General features: G+C 60.2%; 23 protein-coding genes. 13 read left to right on the top strand and 10 right to left on the bottom strand.

What is annotated here, in order from left to right; genetic code table 11:
* Positions 1 to 43: 43 nt before the first annotated feature.
* The 10 genes from ABGT79_RS12855 to sctW form a co-directional block, all read right to left on the bottom strand.
* Complete coding sequence (locus ABGT79_RS12855) at positions 44 to 1,999, bottom strand: SpoIIE family protein phosphatase (RefSeq protein WP_346666511.1); 1,956 nt, start codon at positions 1,997 to 1,999, stop codon at positions 44 to 46.
* Entirely contained in the window at positions 1,996 to 3,270 is a 1,275-nt protein-coding gene (locus ABGT79_RS12850) for a sigma-54 dependent transcriptional regulator (protein WP_346666510.1), read from the bottom strand. The genes ABGT79_RS12855 and ABGT79_RS12850 overlap by 4 nt, the downstream gene beginning before the upstream one ends.
* 13 nt (positions 3,271 to 3,283) lie before the next feature.
* The gene (gene sctU / locus ABGT79_RS12845) at positions 3,284 to 4,327 is read right to left on the bottom strand and encodes a type III secretion system export apparatus subunit SctU (protein ID WP_294486099.1); all 1,044 of its coding nucleotides are present in this window, start codon (positions 4,325 to 4,327) and stop codon (positions 3,284 to 3,286) included.
* A complete protein-coding gene (gene sctT, locus ABGT79_RS12840; protein WP_346666509.1) occupies positions 4,324 to 5,142 on the bottom strand; it encodes a type III secretion system export apparatus subunit SctT in 819 nt (272 codons plus the stop codon). Before sctT ends, sctU begins: the two co-directional genes overlap by 4 nt.
* A gap of 125 nt (positions 5,143 to 5,267) precedes the next feature.
* Positions 5,268 to 5,528 (bottom strand): type III secretion system export apparatus subunit SctS, encoded by a 261-nt coding sequence (sctS, locus tag ABGT79_RS12835; RefSeq protein ID WP_346666508.1) that lies wholly within the window; start codon positions 5,526 to 5,528, stop codon positions 5,268 to 5,270.
* A 10-nt stretch (positions 5,529 to 5,538) separates the two neighbouring features.
* Entirely contained in the window at positions 5,539 to 7,632 is a 2,094-nt protein-coding gene (sctV, locus tag ABGT79_RS12830) for a type III secretion system export apparatus subunit SctV (protein WP_346666507.1), read from the bottom strand.
* Complete coding sequence (locus ABGT79_RS12825) at positions 7,629 to 7,982, bottom strand: hypothetical protein (protein WP_346666506.1); 354 nt, start codon at positions 7,980 to 7,982, stop codon at positions 7,629 to 7,631. The genes sctV and ABGT79_RS12825 overlap by 4 nt, the downstream gene beginning before the upstream one ends.
* Positions 7,983 to 7,989: 7 nt before the next feature.
* Positions 7,990 to 8,355, bottom strand: a complete 366-nt coding sequence (locus tag ABGT79_RS12820) for a type III secretion protein (protein ID WP_346666505.1) — start codon at positions 8,353 to 8,355, stop codon at positions 7,990 to 7,992.
* 35 nt (positions 8,356 to 8,390) lie between these two features.
* The gene (locus tag ABGT79_RS12815; RefSeq protein ID WP_346666504.1) at positions 8,391 to 8,759 is read right to left on the bottom strand and encodes a CesT family type III secretion system chaperone; all 369 of its coding nucleotides are present in this window, start codon (positions 8,757 to 8,759) and stop codon (positions 8,391 to 8,393) included.
* 13 nt (positions 8,760 to 8,772) lie between these two features.
* Positions 8,773 to 9,882 carry a type III secretion system gatekeeper subunit SctW gene (sctW, locus tag ABGT79_RS12810; protein WP_346666503.1) on the bottom strand — a complete coding sequence of 370 codons (1,110 nt, stop codon included), beginning with the start codon at positions 9,880 to 9,882 and terminating at the stop codon, positions 8,773 to 8,775.
* A 306-nt stretch (positions 9,883 to 10,188) separates the two neighbouring features.
* On the opposite strand from sctW, the gene ABGT79_RS12805 reads away from it, so the two are divergent.
* The 13 genes from ABGT79_RS12805 to ABGT79_RS12745 all read left to right on the top strand — a co-directional run bounded on the left by ABGT79_RS12805 (position 10,189) and on the right by ABGT79_RS12745 (position 19,659).
* Positions 10,189 to 10,485, top strand: a complete 297-nt coding sequence (locus tag ABGT79_RS12805) for a hypothetical protein (RefSeq protein WP_346666502.1) — start codon at positions 10,189 to 10,191, stop codon at positions 10,483 to 10,485.
* A gap of 27 nt (positions 10,486 to 10,512) precedes the next feature.
* Positions 10,513 to 10,989 (top strand): hypothetical protein, encoded by a 477-nt coding sequence (locus ABGT79_RS12800; protein WP_346666501.1) that lies wholly within the window; start codon positions 10,513 to 10,515, stop codon positions 10,987 to 10,989.
* 85 nt (positions 10,990 to 11,074) lie between these two features.
* On the top strand, positions 11,075 to 11,587 hold the full coding sequence (locus ABGT79_RS12795) for a hypothetical protein (RefSeq protein WP_346666500.1): 513 nt from the start codon (positions 11,075 to 11,077) through the stop codon (positions 11,585 to 11,587).
* A 71-nt stretch (positions 11,588 to 11,658) separates the two neighbouring features.
* Positions 11,659 to 12,171: a hypothetical protein gene (locus ABGT79_RS12790; protein WP_346666499.1), complete on the top strand. Its 513-nt coding sequence runs from the start codon at positions 11,659 to 11,661 to the stop codon at positions 12,169 to 12,171.
* 75 nt (positions 12,172 to 12,246) lie between these two features.
* A complete protein-coding gene (locus tag ABGT79_RS12785) occupies positions 12,247 to 12,804 on the top strand; it encodes a USH1C-binding protein 1 (RefSeq protein ID WP_346666498.1) in 558 nt (185 codons plus the stop codon).
* Positions 12,805 to 12,867: 63 nt separating this feature from the next.
* Positions 12,868 to 13,350 carry a SycD/LcrH family type III secretion system chaperone gene (locus tag ABGT79_RS12780; RefSeq protein WP_346666497.1) on the top strand — a complete coding sequence of 161 codons (483 nt, stop codon included), beginning with the start codon at positions 12,868 to 12,870 and terminating at the stop codon, positions 13,348 to 13,350.
* 3 nt (positions 13,351 to 13,353) lie between these two features.
* Positions 13,354 to 14,376, top strand: a complete 1,023-nt coding sequence (locus ABGT79_RS12775) for a type III secretion system protein (RefSeq protein ID WP_346666496.1) — start codon at positions 13,354 to 13,356, stop codon at positions 14,374 to 14,376.
* 28 nt (positions 14,377 to 14,404) lie between these two features.
* Positions 14,405 to 15,283, top strand: a complete 879-nt coding sequence (gene sctB, locus ABGT79_RS12770) for a type III secretion system translocon subunit SctB (RefSeq protein ID WP_346666495.1) — start codon at positions 14,405 to 14,407, stop codon at positions 15,281 to 15,283.
* A gap of 137 nt (positions 15,284 to 15,420) precedes the next feature.
* Positions 15,421 to 15,897 (top strand): hypothetical protein, encoded by a 477-nt coding sequence (locus ABGT79_RS12765; RefSeq protein WP_346666494.1) that lies wholly within the window; start codon positions 15,421 to 15,423, stop codon positions 15,895 to 15,897.
* A 2-nt stretch (positions 15,898 to 15,899) separates the two neighbouring features.
* Positions 15,900 to 17,702: a type III secretion system outer membrane ring subunit SctC gene (sctC, locus tag ABGT79_RS12760; protein ID WP_346666493.1), complete on the top strand. Its 1,803-nt coding sequence runs from the start codon at positions 15,900 to 15,902 to the stop codon at positions 17,700 to 17,702.
* Positions 17,703 to 19,199, top strand: a complete 1,497-nt coding sequence (gene sctD, locus ABGT79_RS12755; RefSeq protein WP_346666492.1) for a type III secretion system inner membrane ring subunit SctD — start codon at positions 17,703 to 17,705, stop codon at positions 19,197 to 19,199.
* Complete coding sequence (locus ABGT79_RS12750; protein ID WP_294486041.1) at positions 19,192 to 19,398, top strand: hypothetical protein; 207 nt, start codon at positions 19,192 to 19,194, stop codon at positions 19,396 to 19,398. Before sctD ends, ABGT79_RS12750 begins: the two co-directional genes overlap by 8 nt.
* 15 nt (positions 19,399 to 19,413) lie before the next feature.
* Positions 19,414 to 19,659 (top strand): EscF/YscF/HrpA family type III secretion system needle major subunit, encoded by a 246-nt coding sequence (locus ABGT79_RS12745; RefSeq protein WP_294486039.1) that lies wholly within the window; start codon positions 19,414 to 19,416, stop codon positions 19,657 to 19,659.
* The last annotated feature ends 54 nt before the right edge of the window (positions 19,660 to 19,713 follow it).

Genomic DNA, 19,713 nt, shown 5'->3' with positions numbered 1-19,713 from the left:
CCGGCTCGCCCGCCGCCCGGCGAAAGGGCCGAGCTCTGCCGGATCACTCGGGCGCACGACGGAAACAGAGCATGGTGATGTCGTCCGACTGCGGGGCCTTGCCGCGATACTTTTTCACTTCCGTCATCACGCCGTGCAGCACCTCGTCGGGAGAAGCTCCGCGCAGATGTTCCAGCGTGGCGGCAATGCGCTCTTCGCCAAAAAGTTCCAGCTTTTCGTTCATGGCTTCGGAGACGCCGTCGGTGTACAGCAGACAGTATTCGCCGGGCGCAATCACGGCGTGACACGCCTCGTAGTCGAGCCCCTGCATCGCGCCGACCAGCGGACCGCTGGTTTCCGTGAGCTTGCGCACCGGAACGTCGGCATCAGGATTCACCACAAAGGGCGGACAATGCGCGCCGCTGGCGTAGTCCAGACGGCCCGTCGAGGGATCAAAAAGTCCGATGAACAGAGTGACGAACATGCAGGAAGGATTGTTCTCCGCAAGGCGCTCATTGATGCGCAACATGGCTTCCGAGCACGACAGGCCCTCCGCCAGAGCATAACGCACCAGCGTGACCGTCATGGACATGAACAGCGCCGCGGACACGCCCTTGTCCGACACGTCGCCGATAACCACTGCCTGCCGACCGTCCGGCGCGGTGAAAAAGTCGTACAGGTCGCCGCCAACTTCCTTGGCCGGCTCCAGAAACGCCGCCGCCGAGTAGCCGAGACTTTTCGGCGCTCCGTCCGGCGGAGGCAGTATGCCCATCTGAATGTCGTGGGCGGCGTTCAGCTCGCCCTGAAGCCGCTGACGAACGGCCAGAGTGTCCACCAGACGACGAATGTTCTCGTCCAGCGCCTTGACCATGTGCGCAAAGGCTCCGGCAAGCTGCCCCACTTCATCCTTTCTGTCCACGGGCAGTCCTTCCACGATGTCGTCGGAAAAGCCCACGCCCCGCTCGGAACTGAAATCTTCGCGGGCTATCTCCCCGGCCCTGCGCGTGAGCAGACGCAGCGGCGCAATGATGCGCATGGTCAGTACCAGCATGAGCATGAGACTCAGCGCCAGCAGCACGGCCGCCACCGCAAACAGATGCCGTGTCAGCATTTCTGCAGGGCCGTTGATGGAACTCAGCGGAATGGCGGCCGCCACGTACCAGTCCATGGCCTTGAAATAGGCCAGACGGTACAGCACGGGATTCTCCGAGCCTTCCGTGTCTCCTTCCTGTGCCTGTCCCCGGCCTGCCCGTTCCAGCACATCCTTGGGAATCGACGAGAGCTGCATGGGGTCTCCCTTGCCCGCCAGCACGCGCCCGTCGGACGAAACCACGGAAATGGACGCCCCACGACTCAGCTCCAGCGTGTCCAGACGCTCCTGAATGCCGAGTGCCATGCGGCTTTCCAACTGCTTCCGACTCTTTTCCGCGTCGGCCACGGGCGCAGCCAGCACCAGCGTGCCCTTGTTCCGAACCGGCATGAAGCAGACAAGCACGGGCAATTCCTGTCCAGACTCTCCGGGCACTCGCACAACGGCGAACTGACCGTCGGCCACCGCCTCGCGATGCTCCAGCATGGAACGCGTAGACTGCCCCTTGAAATCCTGTCTTCCGTCAAGAAGAACAAGATCCGTCAGCTTTCCCCCGAACACAGCTTTGCCGCTCATGTCGTAAAAGGCCAGGCTCAGTCTCTCGGCGTTCAACGCCGCGCTCCAGCGCTCAAGACTGGTCTTCTCCCCGTCTGTACGTTCCTGCAGCAGCATGTCGCGCATCAGGACGGCGTACTGACGCAGATCATTCTTGGACTGCAGCACCGACTCCACTTCGGAAGTCAGCAGGTTCAGATACCGGACGCTGAGCCCGTCCTCCACCAGCATGACGGTGTTGACAAAGGCTTCCCTTTCCCTCTCCATGCCGCTTTCCAGCAGGCTCGCCCGACTGAACAGAATGATGGGCACGGCCGCCAGACTGATGGCCGCCCCGACCAGAAGAAACAATTTGCTGCGCAGAGAAAAATTCATAGATTCTCCTCCGCCATGCGCTGGAGCTTCTTGCGCAGGCCCTCGCGGGTGATGCCGAGCATTTCCGCAGCCTTCACCTTGCGTCCTCCCGCCTCTTCCAGCGCACGGCGAATGAGCATAGCTTCCGCCTTCTGAAGATTGAGCGGCAGCTCCTCGAGTCCCCGCCTGGACGCGTTTTCCTGCCGGCACAGGTATTCTCTGCCCGCTTCCGACTCCAGAATGCGGCCGGACAAATGGGAAAGCTCCACCACATTGCCCGGCGTAAGCGCGGCGGCGCGCTTCATTTCGTTGTTCAGTTCGCGCACGTTGCCCGGCCATGCGTAGCGCAGCAGAAGTCCCTGAACCGCCGGGGAAAGCGAAAGCCGCTCCCGGCCCATTTCCGCACAGTAGCGCTCAAGAAAAGACTGCGCCAGCAGCAGAATGTCGTCTCCGCGTTCGCAAAGCGGCGGCAGACGCAGCTCCACCACGTTGACGCGATAGAAAAGATCCTCGCGAAAACGTCCTTCCTTCACGGCCTGTTCCAGATTGACGTTGGTGGCGGACACCAGAAGAATATTCACGGGAACAGGATGCGCGCTGCCCACGCGCACGACTTCCCGCTGTTCCAGCACGCGCAGCAGCTTGGCCTGATTGGCAAGGCTCATTTCCGCAAGCTCGTCGAGGAACAGGGTGCCGCCGCTCGCTTCCTCTATCAGTCCCTTGCGGGAGGAAACTCCCGTGGCCACGCCCTTTTCTATGCCGAACATGGCGCTTTCAAAAAGCGTGTCCGGTATGGCCGTGCAGTTCACGGCAATGAACGGCCCGCGGCTGCGCGGCGACTGATGATGCAGATACCGGGCCAGCACTTCCTTGCCCGTGCCGGTCGGCCCCAGAATGAGCGTGTTGATGGGACGCCGCGCAATGGAACGCGCGAGCTCGAACACCCGACGCATGGGCTCGCTCTGGCCGATGATGCCGTTTCCCGGCGAATACAGCGCTTCCACGCTCTTCTGCAGCTCATCGTTCTTCTGCACGAGCACCTTGTGCAGCGCCTCAAGTTCGGCGTTCTTCGTTCTGAGCTGCTGAATGAGCTGCGAGTTCTGAAACTCACGCGCCTCCACGCGCACCAGCATCATGCCGAAGGCCTCGGCCAGACGCACCAGCTCGTCCGGGCCGGACCCCGCGCGCGTGAGATCAAAGAGCCTGTCCGTATCGGCATGCTGTCCCAGAGCCAGCGCCCCGCAAAGATCCGTCAGCAACGGCAGCAGACTGTCCGTCTTCTTTTCCTCCACCGTCACAATCTCCTTATTTTTGCTCCAGGCTCTGCACCCAGCGCAGCACTTCGGCCACAGGACCTATGAGATCCTGCGGAATATACGCGTTTTCCGTGCCGTCCCGATACAGCGCCCGGGCCAGAGGCACGTTGCGCATGATGGGAATGCCCTCCTGCTTTGCCACTTCCATCATGCGCTTTGCCAGCAGTCCTTCGCCCTTGGCCAGCACCACGGGAAGCGGCGTTCTGTTCTTTTCATAATCCAGGGCCACGGCATAGTGGGTGGGATTGGTCACGAGCACCTTCGCCTTTCTTACGTTGTCGAGGGAGTTCTGGGCAAGCATTTCCTTGTGGAGCTGCTTGCGCTTGCTCTTGATGTGCGGGTCACCCTCGCTTTCCTTGAATTCCCGCTTGACTTCGTCCTTGCTCATCATGTGATTCTGATTGTACTTGTAGCGCTGATACAGATAATCCAGCGCCGCAATGACGCAGAACGCTCCGGCGGCGGTGAGCACCAGAGAATTGACCGCCGCGCCGACCACGGTCCACATGGCTCCTATGCCGCTTTCGGGCATGCCGAACAGCATGGGCAGGTACTTTTTAAGAATGAAGAACACCACGCCGCCGAGCACGCCCACCTTGATGAGATTCTTGACGAGCTCAAACAGGTTCTTCATGGAAAACACCTTCTGGAACCACTTCTTGGGATCCAGGTTTTCCAGCTTTGGCATGGCGGCCTTGAAGGCGAAGAGCACGCCCGTCTGCGCCAGTGTTCCCGCCAGAGCCACGCCCATGACTATGCCCACCACCGGAGCCACCAGCATGACCGAGGAATGCACGACCAGCGGCACAGCCCTGGCCATGGCCTCATGAAAAGGCAGCGTGATGAACTCCATGGGCAGAAGCACCATGTCCCTGAGCAGAGAAAAAATGTTCCCCGCATTGGCAGCAAGATAGACCCCGACCGCCAGCGTGGTAAGCGCGGGAGCGATGTCCTGACTCCGGCACACATCGCCCTTTTCCCGGGCTTCGCGCAATCGTTTCGGTGTCGGCTGTTCTGTTTTCTCGTCGCTCATGGCAGCAGCACCTGCAGATAGCGCAAATCGGAACCGAAGGAGTCAAACATGCTCACCGCTCCGGTCATGAGCATGCTGAAATAGAAAATAAGCAGCAGAGAGGCAAGGCCGCTCTTCACGGGCATGGCCAGCACATACACATTGAGCTGCGAGGCGAAGCGGTTGATGAGGCCGAGCGAGATGTCGGTGAGCAGGCAGGCCACCACCACGGGCCCGGAAAGCAGCACCATGTCAAGGGCAAGATCGCTCACCTTTTTTGCAAAAAAGAGCGGCAGCGTCGGCTGCTGGAAAAACGTCGACGGCAGCATGGATGCGACCGGCCAGAATTCATAGCTGGCGTACACCACGCCGAGAAAGGTCAGAAACGCTCCCGTAGAGAAGAACACGTACACGGCGCTCTGAAAAAAGAAGGATCCCGTGGGCGACGTCTGCTCTCCGGCCAGCGGATCGGTTTCCGTGGCCTGTCCCGCGCCGCGCTGGTTGTCGATGAAGAAGCCCGCGCACTGGATGGTCCAGAACATCATGCCCACAAGAAAGCCCATGAGCATGCCGAGAAACACTTCCTTGGCAATGAGCACCCCCACATGCAGTCCCGAAGCGAGCGACAGCCCTTCCCAGAGCGGAATCTGAGCCAGCAGCATGGGGTGCAGCACCATGTAGCAGGCCAGCACGATGGTGACGCGAAGCTGCCCCGTCACCAGCGTGCCGCCCATGAACGGCGCCGTCTGCATGAGCATGAAAAGGCGCGGCGTTCCCAGAAGAAACGCCAGAAAATGCTCCTGCAGCGAATATCCCCAGAACAGACCGGTATCCAAAACTCCTCGCTCCCCAAAACTTTTCCGACGTCTGCGCCCGCGCGCCCGTCTGCGCCTCACGGCGGAAGGCCGTCAGCGCCGCTCTGCCCGCGCCCTTTCCGAGCCGCGCATCAGACGCCGCCCCTTCACAGCAGATAAAAACGGGTAAAAATTTCATCCGCATAACGCAGTATCTGCCCCGACATCCAGCCGCCCAGCAAAAACAGCGTCACCACCACGGCAATGAGCTTCACGCCGAAGGTGAGCGTCTGCTCCTGAAGCTGCGTCACCGCCTGCACGAGGCTGAGCACAATGCCGATGACCGAAGCGATGACGATGGGCGGCAGAGAAATCACAAGCACCAGATACAGCGCCTGCGAGGCATAATCCATGGCAATGCTGTTCATGCCCTTTCCCCTATATTCTGATGCGGCTCACGGGCTGCACCGAAATTTCCGGCGTCACTTCCTGATAGGCCATGACGGGCAGCTCGTAATACTTGCTTTCAATAAGACGCCGCACATAGCGCCGGATGTCCATGGACGCCATGAGCACGGGTTTCTGCGTGCTGCCCTTGTACTTGCCCGCGGCCTCGCCCACCGCCTGAACGATGCGCTGCGACGTGTTCGGATCCAGCGACAGGAACGCGCCCGCTGACGTCTGCCGGATGGCCTTGCGTATGGTTTCCTCCAGCGAGGGATCCATAAGTATGGCCGGAAGCATGTTCTGCCCGCGGGAATACATGTAGCTTATCTGACGCTTGAGGGCGCTGCGCACGTATTCCGTGAGCATGACCACGTCCTTTTCCTTGGGACTCCATTCAATGAGCGCCTCAAGAATGCTGCGCAGATCGCGGATGGAAATCTGTTCCTGCACGAGACGCTGGAAGATTTCCGCAATGCGCTGCACGGGCAGAAGACGCGTCACCTCGCGCACCAGATCGGGAGCGCGTTCCTCCATGCGGTCGAGCAGGTATTTGCTCTCCTGCATGCCGAGGAAGCTCGACGCATGCCGCGAAAGCAGCAGCGAAAGATGATAGGCCAGAATGCGGGCATGGGGCATGCAGCTTATGCCCGCCTGCTCCAGACGCGCCATGTCGGCCTCGGCCACCCACAGCGGATCCACGTCGGGCAGGAAGGGCTCGCCTTCCCGGTACGAGACGCCGAGCAAATCCAGATTGACCTTCTTCTCCCGCACGATGACCATGCCCTTTTCCAGCTTGCCGCGCGCCATGGGAATTTCATTGAGATTGAGCACGTAGCCGAGCGAGGGAAGCGAGGGATTCGGACGGATGTTGATGCCGGGGAACGGCACGCCGAGATCGAAATACAGCGCGCGGCGAAGCCCGGAAAGTTCGCTGTTGAGCGAATCGTAATCCATGGATTCCCCGATGTCCGGCGCAATGTCCAGAATGATGGGAATGGTGGGCGAAAAATCGTCCTGCGGGCCGGACGCGGATCTGGGCTTTTTCTTCTCCGCCGCCGGAGCCAGGGAACGGGCCAGTTCCGCCTTGCCGTCCGGCTTTTCGGGGGCCGAGGCCAGGCGTTCGAGCACGTAGCCGAAGCCTCCCACGGCAAACGCCAGCGTGAAAAGCTGCGGTTTGGGGAACCCCGGAATGAGCGCAAAAAGAAAAATGAGTCCGCCCGCCATCTGCAGCGCCTTGGGCTGAGCAAAGAACTGCTGGCCTATCTGCGCGCCCACGTTGTCGTCGCTGTCGCCGGAACGGGTGATGAGAATGCCGGCCGAAATGGACACCAGAAGCGACGGAATCTGCGAAACCAGACCGTCGCCGATGGTGAGGATGCCGTAGGTGTGCAGGGCTTCGCCGGCCGTCATGCCGTGCTGCGTGATGCCGATGATGGTGCCGCCCACAATGTTGATGACGGCAATGATCATGCCCGCGATGCTGTCGCCCTTGACGAACTTCATGGCGCCGTCCATGGCTCCGTACATCTGACTTTCGAGCTGCACGCGGTTGCGCCGCACCTGCGCCTCTTCCATGTCTATGACGCCGGCGCGCATGTCGGCGTCGATGGACATCTGCTTGCCGGGCATGGCGTCCAGCGTGAAGCGCGCACCCACTTCGGCCACGCGTTCCGCGCCCTTGGCGATGACAAGGAACTGCACGATGGTGAGAATGACGAACACCACCGCGCCCACCACGAAGTTGCCGCCGAGCGCAAAGTCGCCGAACGTGAAAATGATCTCGCCCGCGTCGGCCTGAAGCAGAATAAGGCGGGTAGTCGTGATGTTCAGACCCACACGAAAAAGCGTGGTGAACAGGAGCATGGTGGGAAACGAGGAAAAGTCCAGCGCCGTCTTCACGTACATGGACATCATGAGCATGAGGAACGACAGGGTCATGTTCACGCCGATGAGCGTATCCACAAGGGGCGTGGGCAGGGGCACGATCATAAGCGCCACAACGACGACCAGCAGCATCACCATAGTGATGTCGTTGTGACGGGTCATCAGTCTGACCCCGAGCGAGGCCTTGTCCATCAGACTCATGCGTTCTTTCCTCCTCCAACGAGGAACAGATATTCATCAAGCGCCGCGCGGGCCTCTTCCTTTCTGCCTTCAAGCCAGAAGGCCTGCGCCTTCATGAGATGCAGCACCGCCTGACGGGAGGACAGCGGCGCTCCGCTCATGGCTACGCGCAGAGCTTCGAGCGCCGCCGCGCCGTCGCCCGCGCTGATGGCCACCGCCGCCACGCCCGCAAGCGCCAGCCTGTCGGGATGCTCCCTAGGCGCGAGCGCGGCCAGCGCGGCATAAATTCTGCCGGCGCGCTCTTCCTGCCCCATGCGCAGCATCATGTATGCCAGCACGTGAAGCGTCTTTTTCTCATTTTCCTTCAGCACGGATGACTCAGCCTCCTATCATCAGGCCAAGATAGGCCTGCAGCAGCTGACCGTTCTGAAGCAGCGGCTCCAGCTCCTTCGACACCATTTCGCGAACGGCCGGATCGGCGTTGTCCGCAAGATCCTGCACACATGCATGCAGGGATTCGGAAAAGGTCTCGGGGCTCAGCATGGAACCGTCGCCCACATCCGGACAGAGCGCCCGTTCCATGAGCTGCCACGCGTTGTTCGGCGCGTAGAGCTCCTCAAGGCCGGGCTCGCTGAGCGCGTTGGAAGCCAGCTCCCTCGCCCGCGGAAGATTGTCGGGATCCGGCATGTCCATGACATGCTGAATGCCCAGAGACGAATCAAGAAGATTGACAGGTAACGGCATAATTCATGCACCTCCAGACAACTTGCGGCACCGGTCTACAGCGCCCCGCGCAGAAGTTCCGCCAGAAAGCGCAGCGCGTTCTCCAGTCCCGCCGCCGTGACGGCGTTCTCCTCCATGCGCGTGAGCAGAACGGCCCTGCCGGAAAACGCTCCGGCAAACACCGGCATGGGATAGCCGTGCCTGTAGTCGCAAAGCTCCAGCAGACGCCTCGTCGCGCCCCCGTCGGGCACGGGCAGCTGCGCGGACACATACACCAGAAGCTCGCCCGCTCCCGCCTTCTCCTGACGCTCCAGATAAAGACTGCCCACATTTTCGATGTCCAGCCGCGCGACGCCTTCCGAAGACAGTGCAAGGCGCTCCAGACCGAGTCTGCGGCCGAAAGCTTCTATTTCATAGTCCAGCATGGCGTCATCCTTCCTATTTGGCCAGGTACTCGTCTTCGCGCTCAATGGCCCGGTCCACGGCCTCCTGTACGGCGTCGAGCACCTTCATGCGGCCCTGATCGTCGTCGAAAAGCGCCGAGGGAAACTTTCTCGCCGTGCTCAGAAGCTCTTGCAGAAAAAGCACTTCTCTTTCTATATCAGGCGCTCCGGCCTTGGCAAGAATGCTTTCTATCTGCGCAGCTCCTATGAAGCGCATTTCCCGAAGCCCCACAATGCTGCCGAGCAGATCCATGGCCGTGAGTCCTCCTTCGCGCGGCGGCACGCCATGCACGTTCTGCCAGCGATCCATCATGGTCTCGCACAGACGGTAGGCGCTCTGCGTCAGACGCACCTTGCCGAGCGTTTCATGCACGCTCTCCAGATGCCTGATCCCCATGCTCGGCTCGTCGGAGGCCATATCCGCACTGAGCGCGAAAAAAAGAAAGTCCATGGCCTTGTCGAAATCGCCGCCGTATTTTTCCATCACGTGAGCGAAGACCTCGTTGACCGAGCCGAACTCACACACCGTGCGGCGGTAAAAATCGCGCATTTCGTCGCTGCCGCCGAGATCCCTGAATCCCGCCGACGCCAGCGCGCCCTGAACGCCTGCCCGTATGGCCGGACCTTCCCGCTCCTCAAGCTCGGCAACGGCGGCGTCCACATCACTGAGCAGCGCCTCGTCGGCTTCCCCGCTCCGCAGCTCTTCCTGCATCTGCCTGAGTGCCGCCCAGGCGTCCGAGGGATCGGGAAAATACTCCCGCGCCTTGTCCAGCGCGCGACGCGAATCCGCCCGGGTATGCAGACTGTCGCGCAGCTGATTGAGCTGCTCGCTCTTGCCGGCCTCATGCATGAGCTCCTGATAAAGCTTGACGCGCTCCTCTTCCGACTTCTTTATCTTGTCCCGCTCCTTGCGTTCTTCAAGCTCGAAATCGTCCGTCGTGTCGGCAGAGAACGTCAGTTCTTCCGCAGCATCGGCCAAAAGAGATTCAGGCGAGGGCTGCTGAACAACGGCGTTCCCCATAAACGCGCCCTTTGCCGCGGCGCTTTCCGTATGTCGAACCTGCTCGGCCGTAGAAAAGGCACCTGATATGGAATTTATAGGCATGCTGTGCGCTCCTGTATATACTTATCTATGCAAGTATCGTGCCAGAAAGCAGTGTCGCGCTCTTTGATGCCCGGCGCATTTGCGATTGCAACCGGTCGGCGGCTCTGGTAGTATGTCGAAAACAAGGGTGCGTGGCAACTCTTTTCCCATGAACGCCAAAAAAATTGGCAATCATTCATGAAGCCGACGAGCACCTTTTCCCCATATCCCGCCGACCGGCCACATCCCCATTTTGGCATGCTTCTTGCATAATATTCAGCGAACCGCAAACATGCAAAAGCGGTGCCCATACTCAAGGAGTTCATCATGGCTTTTACCGAACAGGATCTGAAAAATCAGCAGCAGGAAATCTCCCGCCTTGCGGACGAACTTTCCAAACTCAACGCCGTCTTCGCCCAGCAGAAAAAAATTCTCGGCTTTGCCGAAGATCAGCCCGTCACCGTTGACGCTTCGGAAATGACCCCCGAACTGGAACGCGCCATGGCCGAAGCCACCGAACGCGCAAAACGCGAAGGCGAAGCCAGAGCCGCACAGGCCAGAACCACCTCCGATGCCGGCAGCTGCTGCGCCGGCCGCGGACGCCGGGGCGCGGTACGAATCTGAACCGGACGTCAGGAAGGCAATACAATAATGCATGTCACAAATTCCGGCTTTCTCGCCTCCATCACGGGTAAACTCGACCTCGGATCCGCCAGCGACGCGCAGACGATATTCGCCAAGATTCAGCTCGCACAGGCCGAAAAATGCAAGCAGCTGATCGAAAGCATCATGCACGATGTCGAGGAAATCCAGAGCGAAGAGAAGGCCTGCGACACCATGATCGAAAAGGCGAGGGAACTGCAGAGTCAGGCCCAGACCAGCGGCGCAGACACCGAAATGCCCGCCGACATGGTGCAGTACTTCAAGGATCACGGACTGTCCTGTGCCGCTGACGGCAGCAGCAACACTTGTGACGCCGCTCAGTGGGACACCAATCTGAAGTCGCTGACCATCTATCAGAATCAGCTTGCCGACAAGGCGCAGCCCCTCATAAACGCCCTGCAGAACTATACCGGGCAATACAGCGCTCATCTGCAGGATACTGGCGGGCAGCCCACAGGACAATAGTCGCCGTCCGACACCGGCAACGACGCGCAGACGCGGTCGTGACGGTCCGTTCCACAACTTTTGAGAATAACGACAGGAAAACATTATGTCCCAGGTAAACAGCACCGACTCTCTTTCCTCCATCATGGACGCCATCGACCTCGGCCCCACCGGAAGCGTGCAGATGATGTTCGCCAAGCTTCAGCTCGCGCAGTCCGAAATCTGCAAGGCGCAGGCCACGGACTACATGAAGCAGATCGAAGAAATCCAGGAAGAGCAGGAGCTGTGCGCCGAGATGATCGAACAGGCCAGAAAGCTCCAGAACGACGCCAAAACCAAGAATACCGCCACGGAAATGCCTGCGGAAATGATCGAGTTCTTCAATTCCCGCGGACTGTCCTTCGATCTGACGGGCACCTATGAAACCCACAATGCCGACGAATGGGACTACAACATCAAGTCTCTGACCAACTATCAGGAAACCGTCGGCAACAAGACGCAGACCCTCATGGTCTATCTGCAGGACTTCATCGGACAGTACAATTCCTATCTGCAGGGTGCCAACACCCAGATCTCCAACACCAACCAGACTCTCACCAGTCTGGCCCGCGGTCAGTAGGCTCTGACGGCCTTCGCTTTTCTGCAGCGTTTCTTTTCAGAATTCATTTTCATCAAGGGTACACAACAATTATGTCTCAGGTAAACAGCACCAGCTCTCTTTCCTCCATCATGAGCGCCATCGACCTCGGCCCCACCGGAAGCGTGCAGATGATGTTCGCAAAACTCCAGCTCGCGCAGTCCGAAATCTGCAAGGCGCAGGCCACGGACTACATGAAGCAGATCGAAGAGATCCAGAACGAGCAGAAAGAATGCGCCGACATGATCGAACAGGCCAGAGCGCTCCAGAACGACGCCAAAACCAATAATAAAAACACCGAAATGCCCGCCGACATGGTGCAGTACTTCAAGGATCATGGCCTCTCCTACGACACGGACGGCAACGACAACATGCACAGCGCCGATCAGTGGGACTACAATCTGAAGTCGCTGACAAACTATCAGGAACAGATCGGCAACAAAACGCAGACGCTCATGGTCTATCTGCAGGACTTCATCGGACAGTACAACTCCTATCTGCAGGGCGCGAACACGCAGATCTCCAACGCCAACCAGACCCTCACCAGTCTGGCCCGCGGTCAGTAGGCTGCGTCGCTTCCGAATCCGGAGGCATGAGCTGCCTGATCGGCTCAGAAATTTCGAGAACAACAGGAAGATATCATGTCACAGGTATCTGGAACCAATTCACTTTCCTCCATCATGAACACCATCGATCTCGGCCCCACCGGCAGCGTGCAGATGATGTTCGCCAGGCTTCAGCTTGCGCAGTCCGAAATCTGCAAGGCGCAGGCCACGGACTACATGAAGCAGATCGAAGAAATCCAGAACGAACAGAAAGAATGCGCCGAAATGATCGAACAGGCCCGCAACTGTCAGCAGATGGGCAGCAACGGCGAAGGCGTAGGCAAAATCAGCATCAGCGGCACAAAGACCACAGGCAAGGACTGCTATCCCATGTCGCAGGAACTTGTCGACTTCATGAACAAGCGGGGACTCAGCTTTCCCAACAACGACAAAGACTACATCCTCGGCAAAGACGAGTGGGACTACGCTCTGAAGTCGCTGACCAACTATCAGGAAACCGTGGGCAACAAGACGCAGACCCTCATGGTCTATCTGCAGGACTTCATCGGGCAGTACAACTCCTATCTGCAGGGTGCGAACACCCAGATCTCCAACGCCAACCAGACCCTCACCAATCTGGCCCGCGGTCAATAGGCCGCATCGCTTCCGACGCATTTTTCCCATGTTAACCTTCTTACCCTAAAAAGGGATCACGCCATGGCCGACAACACTCCCCTCAGCGACAGCGACATCGCCACCATCATCAGCGCTCTGAACAAGGGCGCCAGCATCGGCGACGTGTGCAATGTGACGGACGAACAGATAGAATCTCTCTATGCGCTTGCCTACAATCTCTATACCTCCGGCAACTTTGCCGACGCCGGAACCGTGTTTCAGGCTCTGTGCCTGTACCGGCACAAGGAAGTCCGCTTCTGGATGGGACTTGCCGGCTGCCGTCAGGCGCAGGGAGATCTGAAGGGAGCCGTCGACGCCTACGCCATGGCCGGAACCGCCGGTCTGCTGACCGATCCTGTTCCCTTCCTCTTTGCCGCCAAATGCTACATTCAGCTCGGCGACAGGGAAAACGCCGTGGGTGCCCTCAAGGGACTGCTCACGCTGGGCGATGAAAACAATCCCGCACACGCGGACTGCCACAAAAAGGCCCGCGCGCTGCTTACCATGCTCAATGCAAGCGAGTAAATCATGGTCGATTTCAACCCTATCAGTTCATATAATCCGCTCTCTTCCACCAGCGGCGTAAATTCCCAGAAAACCGGCGCAACCGGCTCTTCCGGCGCCGACGCCCCCCTTGTTCTCGACCCTAAGAACGAGGAACTTCAGAATATTCTTGCCGAACTCGGTCTGCCCGAGATTCCCCTCTCCTCCAGCCCGCTTTCCCTCGACACGCTGATCAACGCCATCGGCGACGACGTGCGCCGTCAGGCCTGCCGCGACGGCGTGTCCAGCCTGGAGCTCAAGGCGGAACAGCAGGCGGAAGTCAATGAAAAGGAATTGCAGGAAATTGCCGACCGTCTGGAAGAAATGAAGAAGAAATCCGTGCTCAACGGATTTCTCAAGGCCTTCAAGATCATCGGCGCCATCGTGGGAGCCATTGCTTCCGTGGCGAGCATCGTCGCCGGCGCGCTTACGGCCAACCCGCTGCTCATTGCCGCAGGCGCCGTCGGCCTGGTCTCCACCGTGGACAGCGTGGTTTCCCTCGCGTCCGACGGCAAGTACAGCATCGCCGCCGGATTCACGGAGCTCGGCAAAAAACTGGGCATGAGCGACGAAGCCGCCCAGTGGTTCGGCTTCGGCATGAACATGGCCATCATGGTGGTCTCCATAGGCGTCAGCCTCGGCGCGGGCTTTGCCTCCAGCGCCGGAAGCCTGGCCAGCGTCGGCAGTCAGGCCGCGCAGAAGGCCGCGCAGATCACGTCGCTGGCCTCCAAGGTCACCAACATCGCCTCCGGCGTCACCAACACCGCCACAGGCGCCGCCACCATCGCCGGAGCCGTCATCGACTACAAGATCTCCAACAGTCAGGCGGACAGCAAGGAGCTTGAAGCCATTCTGGAACGTCTGCGCCAGGCCATACAGATGGACAGAGATCTCGTGGAAGCGGAAATGACGCGGGCCAACGATCTCATGACTCAGGTAAAAGAAATCGTCGGGGAATGCGCGGAAACGCAAAGCGCCATTCTGGGCGTCTCCCCCACCATGGCCTGACCGGCCACGAGCGAAGAAGGAGTTCTCCATGGCCACCATCAACAGTGTCAACGATCTCGTAGGATTCGACCAGTATCTCTACGACTACATGAAGACGTCCTACATCAAGTCCACCGGCAAGACCGAAAGCGACTTTGAAGCGCTGGTTCTTTCCGTTTCGGACAACGGCAAGCTCTCCTTCATGGACGTCGTGGACGAAATACGCGACCTTCTGCCCAAGCCCACAGGAACCCTCAATGCTTCCTCTCTGGGAGCCGTGCCCTCCTTCGGCAGCAGCTATCTGGCCCTGATTACCGAGCTTTCCTCGGAACAGCGCCGTCAGAATGCCGAAATGCGCGCCATGCAGACCGAAGAAATGGCTTCCAAGATTGAAGAACAGGCCGACACCATCCGCGAAAAGGCCATAGTGCAGCTTGTCACCGGCGTCGTGACCGGTGCGCTGAGCATCGCGCAGGGCCTGACATCCGTCTCCATGACGGCCAAAGGCATGAGGGCCAACGAACAGACCGCCAAGGACGCATACAACTCTTCCATTGAATCCTCCACGGGCGGCGGCACCAAGCCCATCGTCGGCGAACAGGCCATGAACGAAGCGCTGGACAAGGCAAACAACGCCTCCACGCTGGCCAGACAGCAGGCCGATATGATGCTCAACTCCAGAGTGCAGGCCTTCAACTCCGGCATGGGCGGAGCCAACAGCATTCTCGGCAGCATCGGTCAATGCGTGAGCACCATGTACGACGCCGAGCTCAAGGAACTTGAAGGCGACGTGGAACGCATCCGCGCCCAGCAGCAGAATCTGGAAAGCCTGGACGAGTCCCTGAAGGCCCTCATTCAAAAGTCCCTCAGCTCGCAGGACGCCATTCAGCAGAACATCAATCAGACCAGAACCAAAATTCTTGGCTGATCCCTTGGGTCCGGAGGGAGTTTTCTCTCTCCGGCCCCAAGGGCCCTTTCAGGCTGAAAAAGCGCCGGCACAACGCGCAGGACATTTGACAGACCTCTGCAAAAGTCACTAAAGTGGAAAAAATTCAGGAGCTCGTCATGACATCGTCTCTTCAGCAGACCGTCGACACCATCACCCGGGCTGCAGGATGGAACAACGCCTCGCCCGACGGCGACGGGGTCTTCCGCTTTTCGCTGGAAGGCGGTCTGGATTTTGAACTGTTCTCCCCGGACAGCTCGACCGGCATTCTGCTGGCAAAGCTCGGAGCCGCCCCTTCTGGAGACGACGCTCAGACCGAGAGCGAAATTCAGCGTCTGGCGGCGCTGGCGGCGGGGTCCCTGAAAAAACGCCGGTCCGTGTTCGGCATCGGGGAGAGCGGACTTGAGCTCCACCGATCCTTCCGCCTCTCCACGACGACCGAAACCGCGCTCGTTGCCGAAGTCCGGGATTTTCTCAACGATCTTGCCTGGTGGAAACGGCAGATTTCCGGTTCCGCCAATTCTGCCGGCGTCCGGCCGTCTCCGTTCAGCTTCTCGTTCGGCGCCTGGCCTGCCGCCGATTCCTTCCAAGGATGACTATGAGGATCTCCGCTTCCCGGCTTTTCCCGTCCAGCACGCTCAGACTGGCGCTCGTCGCCTGCCTGTGCCTTCTTGTCTTCTGTGCCCAGGCCTCGGCCGCAGGGCCCTTCCGCCACAATTTCTCCTACTATGCCGATCGACAGGAACTGGGAACGGTACTCATGAACTTTGCGCAGGCCGAAGGCTATACCGCCGCCGTTTCCCCGGCGGTCAAGGGCAAGGTGAGCGGCAGATTTCAGGACGTTCCGCCCCTCATCTTTCTCGACGGCATGCGCAGCGCCTTCGACGTGTACTGGTACACGCTCGGCAAAACGCTGCATTTCTACAACGCCTCGGAAACAAAACGCATCTTCATTTCTCCGCGCACCGGCACGGCGCAGCAGCTCTACAGCGCGCTCCGAAACTCCGCCGTGTTCTCTCCGCAGCTTCCCCCTTCGCTGGGAGCCGCCGGAGACGTCATTTCCGTATCCGGCCCGCAGGCCTATCTGGATCAGATCCGCAGCGCCGTAGCCGCCTATGAAGCCTCGCAGACAGAGCAGATCGTCATGCGGGTCTTTCCGCTCAAGCACGCCTGGGCCGAAGACATGACCGTAAGCAGCATGGACAAAACCGTGACCGTGCCCGGCATCGCCTCCATTCTGCGCGCCATGGTCATGGGCACCACCGTTTCCGGCACCAAGGTGACGCAGGAGCGGGCCACCGTGGAAAAGCTGGGCGGAAAGGGACTGGCCGCGCTCGGCGCCGACGATAATTCCGAACCGCAGGCTCCGGCCTCGCCCACGCCGGTCAGCTCCGGCAGCATCAGCATCATGGCCGATCCGCGCGTCAACGCCGTGCTCGTGAGCGACGCCGCCTACCGCATGCCCTACTACGCCCAGGTCATCAAGGATCTGGACAAGCCCGTGGAACTGGTGGAAATCCACGCCGCCATCGTGGACATCGACACCGACTTCAAGCGCGACCTCGGAATTTCCTTCCAGGGCGCAGGATACAACAACAACGGCTGGAGCGGCGGAGGCACCATTTCCGGCAATACCTCCGGCGGCACGGGCATGCCTTCGCCCGGCGTGGTGGACAGCGCCGGAATGACGCTCTCCACCATCTATACCCACGGCAGCGACTTTTTCCTTGCGCGCATTCAGGCGCTGGAGGAAAACAACGAAGCCCGCGTGCTCGGCCGCCCCTCCGTGCTCACGGTGGACAACATTCAGGCCACCCTGGAAAATACCACCACCTATTATGTGGAAGTGCAGGGCTATCAGGCCGTGGACCTCTACAAAGTGGAAGCCGGCACCGTGCTGCGCGTGACGCCCCACATCATCAGGGAAAACGGCGAAACCTCCATCAAGCTGGCCGTCAGCGTGCAGGACGATCAGGACAACAGCACGAGCACCGTTTCAACCACCACGGGCGTGCCGCCCATCAAGCAGACCAAAATCAACACGCAGGCCATCGTCAGCGCGGGGCAGAGCCTGCTCATCGGCGGCTACTACTACGAGCAGAAGGAGTCCGGAGAAAGCGGCGTTCCCCTGCTCATGCACATTCCCGTGCTGGGCAACCTGTTCAAGGCCAAGTCCAAGCAGAGCAAGCGCATGGAGCGCCTCATTCTCATCACTCCCCGCATCGTGCAGCTGAACGAGACCAACGTACCCGTGCAGGCGGAGGACCCGTCCTTCCATCGCGACGCCACGCAGGCCGACTACGCGCCCCGCGAGCCGGTTCAGCCCCGGGGCGCGGGCTGCTCCCGTGCCTCCAGCACGCCGAAAGTCTCCACGATTTCCGGCGCGGAAAGGACGCTCTAAATGAACGGCGTCACCCTTCGCGTGTTTTCCGGCATTCACCTCGGCGCGGAAATAGAACTGGAAGACGGCGCGTACGTCATGGGTTCCGACGATTCCTGCGATCTCATTTTCGGAGATTCCTCCCTCGTGGTCCGTCATGCCGTGCTGCGCGTCACCTCTTCGGAAAAGGGGCCGCAGGTGACCGTGGAACCGCTGGACGGCCCCGTAACGCTGAACGGCGAAGCGCTGCAGCAGGAACAGCCGGTGTTGCCGCGACGGCCCTTCAGCCTCGGCCAGGTGCTCTTTGCCTGGACGGAAACCGCGTCCGCCGGAAACGCCGCCTGGCAGGAAGTGGAAGACGTCATCGCACGCGCGCACAGGCCCGCCGAAGCCCCGAGTCCGGACAACGCCCGGGCCGCGGCAACAACGTCGGCAGCCGCCGCTCCCGATGCCAACAATGCTGGCTCCCCCGACGAAACAGCGCCGCTCTCCATGGAAGAAGCCTCGCCTGCGGAAGGAGCCTCCGAGCCGCCGCGCAGCTCCGGCCGCGTTCTGCGGAAGGCGGGCGTCGCCCTTGCCGTGGTGCTGCTGGGCATGTTGTCCCTGACCTGGAAGGGCTCGGACGGCGGAATTTCCCCGGAAGAGCGCGTGCGCGCCCTGCTCGACGAGGCGGGCTATCACAACCTGACCGTGGTCGGCACGGAAAACGGCGTCACCGTGACGGGGCGCATCGCCTCCGACAGGGAACGCGGCAGGCTGCTCAGGCTGGCACAGTTTTTGCAATTTCCCGTGTATCTGGACGTCACGGTTCGTTCCGACGCCGCGGACGCCGTCAGAGCCTCCTTCAACACGCTCGGGCTGTATCCCGACGTGACGGAACTGCCGCCTTCCGCGCATCCGGGGCTGCTGGTCAAGGGCTACATCAAAAACGGCGTGCTGGAGGAACAGGCGCTCTCGGAAGCCGTGCGCAACGTGCCCGATCTGCAGACGTCGCCATCCACGGGCAAGCCGAAGCTGGCCCTGTTCCGCGACATCCGCCACGAGACGGACGTGCAGATTCTTCTCGCTCCCGCGCTGATTTCGGCCGGGCTTGAGACGGTGAAGACGGAGTATCTTCCGGGGCGCATCGTGCTGCACGGCGCCTTCACGCCGCAGACGAGGTCCTCGCTGGAAAAGACGGTCGCCGCCGTGCAGGAACGTCTCGGCGTTCCGGTGCGTTTCGACATCGTCAATGATTCCGAAACGCTGCAGCCGGCCAAACGCGACAACATCTACGCGAGGGAAGAGCCGCGGCGCGCCGCTCCCGCCGCGTCCGCGCCACGCGAAGCGACGGGCTTCAGTGTGACCTCGGTTTCCATGGGCGCCTTGAAGTTCATCACTCTGGCCGGAGGCGAACGGGTGTTTGAAGGCGGCGATCTGCCCGGCGGATACCGGCTGGAAAGCATTTCCGTCGATGCGCTTACCCTGAGCAGGAACAATCAAACCATCACCTATCCATTGCGAGGTTCCCATGAGTGAATTTGTCTCCGTTCTCGACATTATGGAGAACGCCCCCTACGGTGCGCAGACCGCCGTGCGCGATGAAGTGGCCGCCATGGACGCCGATCTCAGGCGCGCCATGGACAAAGGCCTCACGCCGGAGGACATGAAGACGGCGCAGGCGGCCCGTTCGGCCGTGCATGCCGCCGCCGACATTCTCGACAAGCTTTTTGCATGATTTCAGGAGGACACTATGGATTCCATCAGCGGATTCAACATTTCCCAGATGTTTGAAAACACCCTTCAGGGCATCAGCACCAAGGGTTCCGATCTCAACGCGAAGATGGAAGCCCTGGGCGAAGGCTCCGAGCTGAGCAACGAGCAGATGATTTCCCTTCAGTTTGAAATCGGTCAGTACAACGCCATGATGGAGGCGCTCTCCACCGTGACCAAGAGCATGACCGACATGATGAAGAGTCTCGCCCAGCGCTCCAGCTGAGATCGTTGTTTTCCGCGCCGATCTCAGGAACGAGCGTTCCGGGACCGCCCCGTT

Origin of the sequence: uncultured Mailhella sp., assembly GCF_963931295.1 — a bacterium.
In the GTDB taxonomy this organism is placed as follows: domain Bacteria; phylum Desulfobacterota; class Desulfovibrionia; order Desulfovibrionales; family Desulfovibrionaceae; genus Mailhella.
The sequence above is the reverse complement of the archived record's forward strand: the minus strand, read 5'-3'. Positions and strand labels throughout refer to the sequence as shown.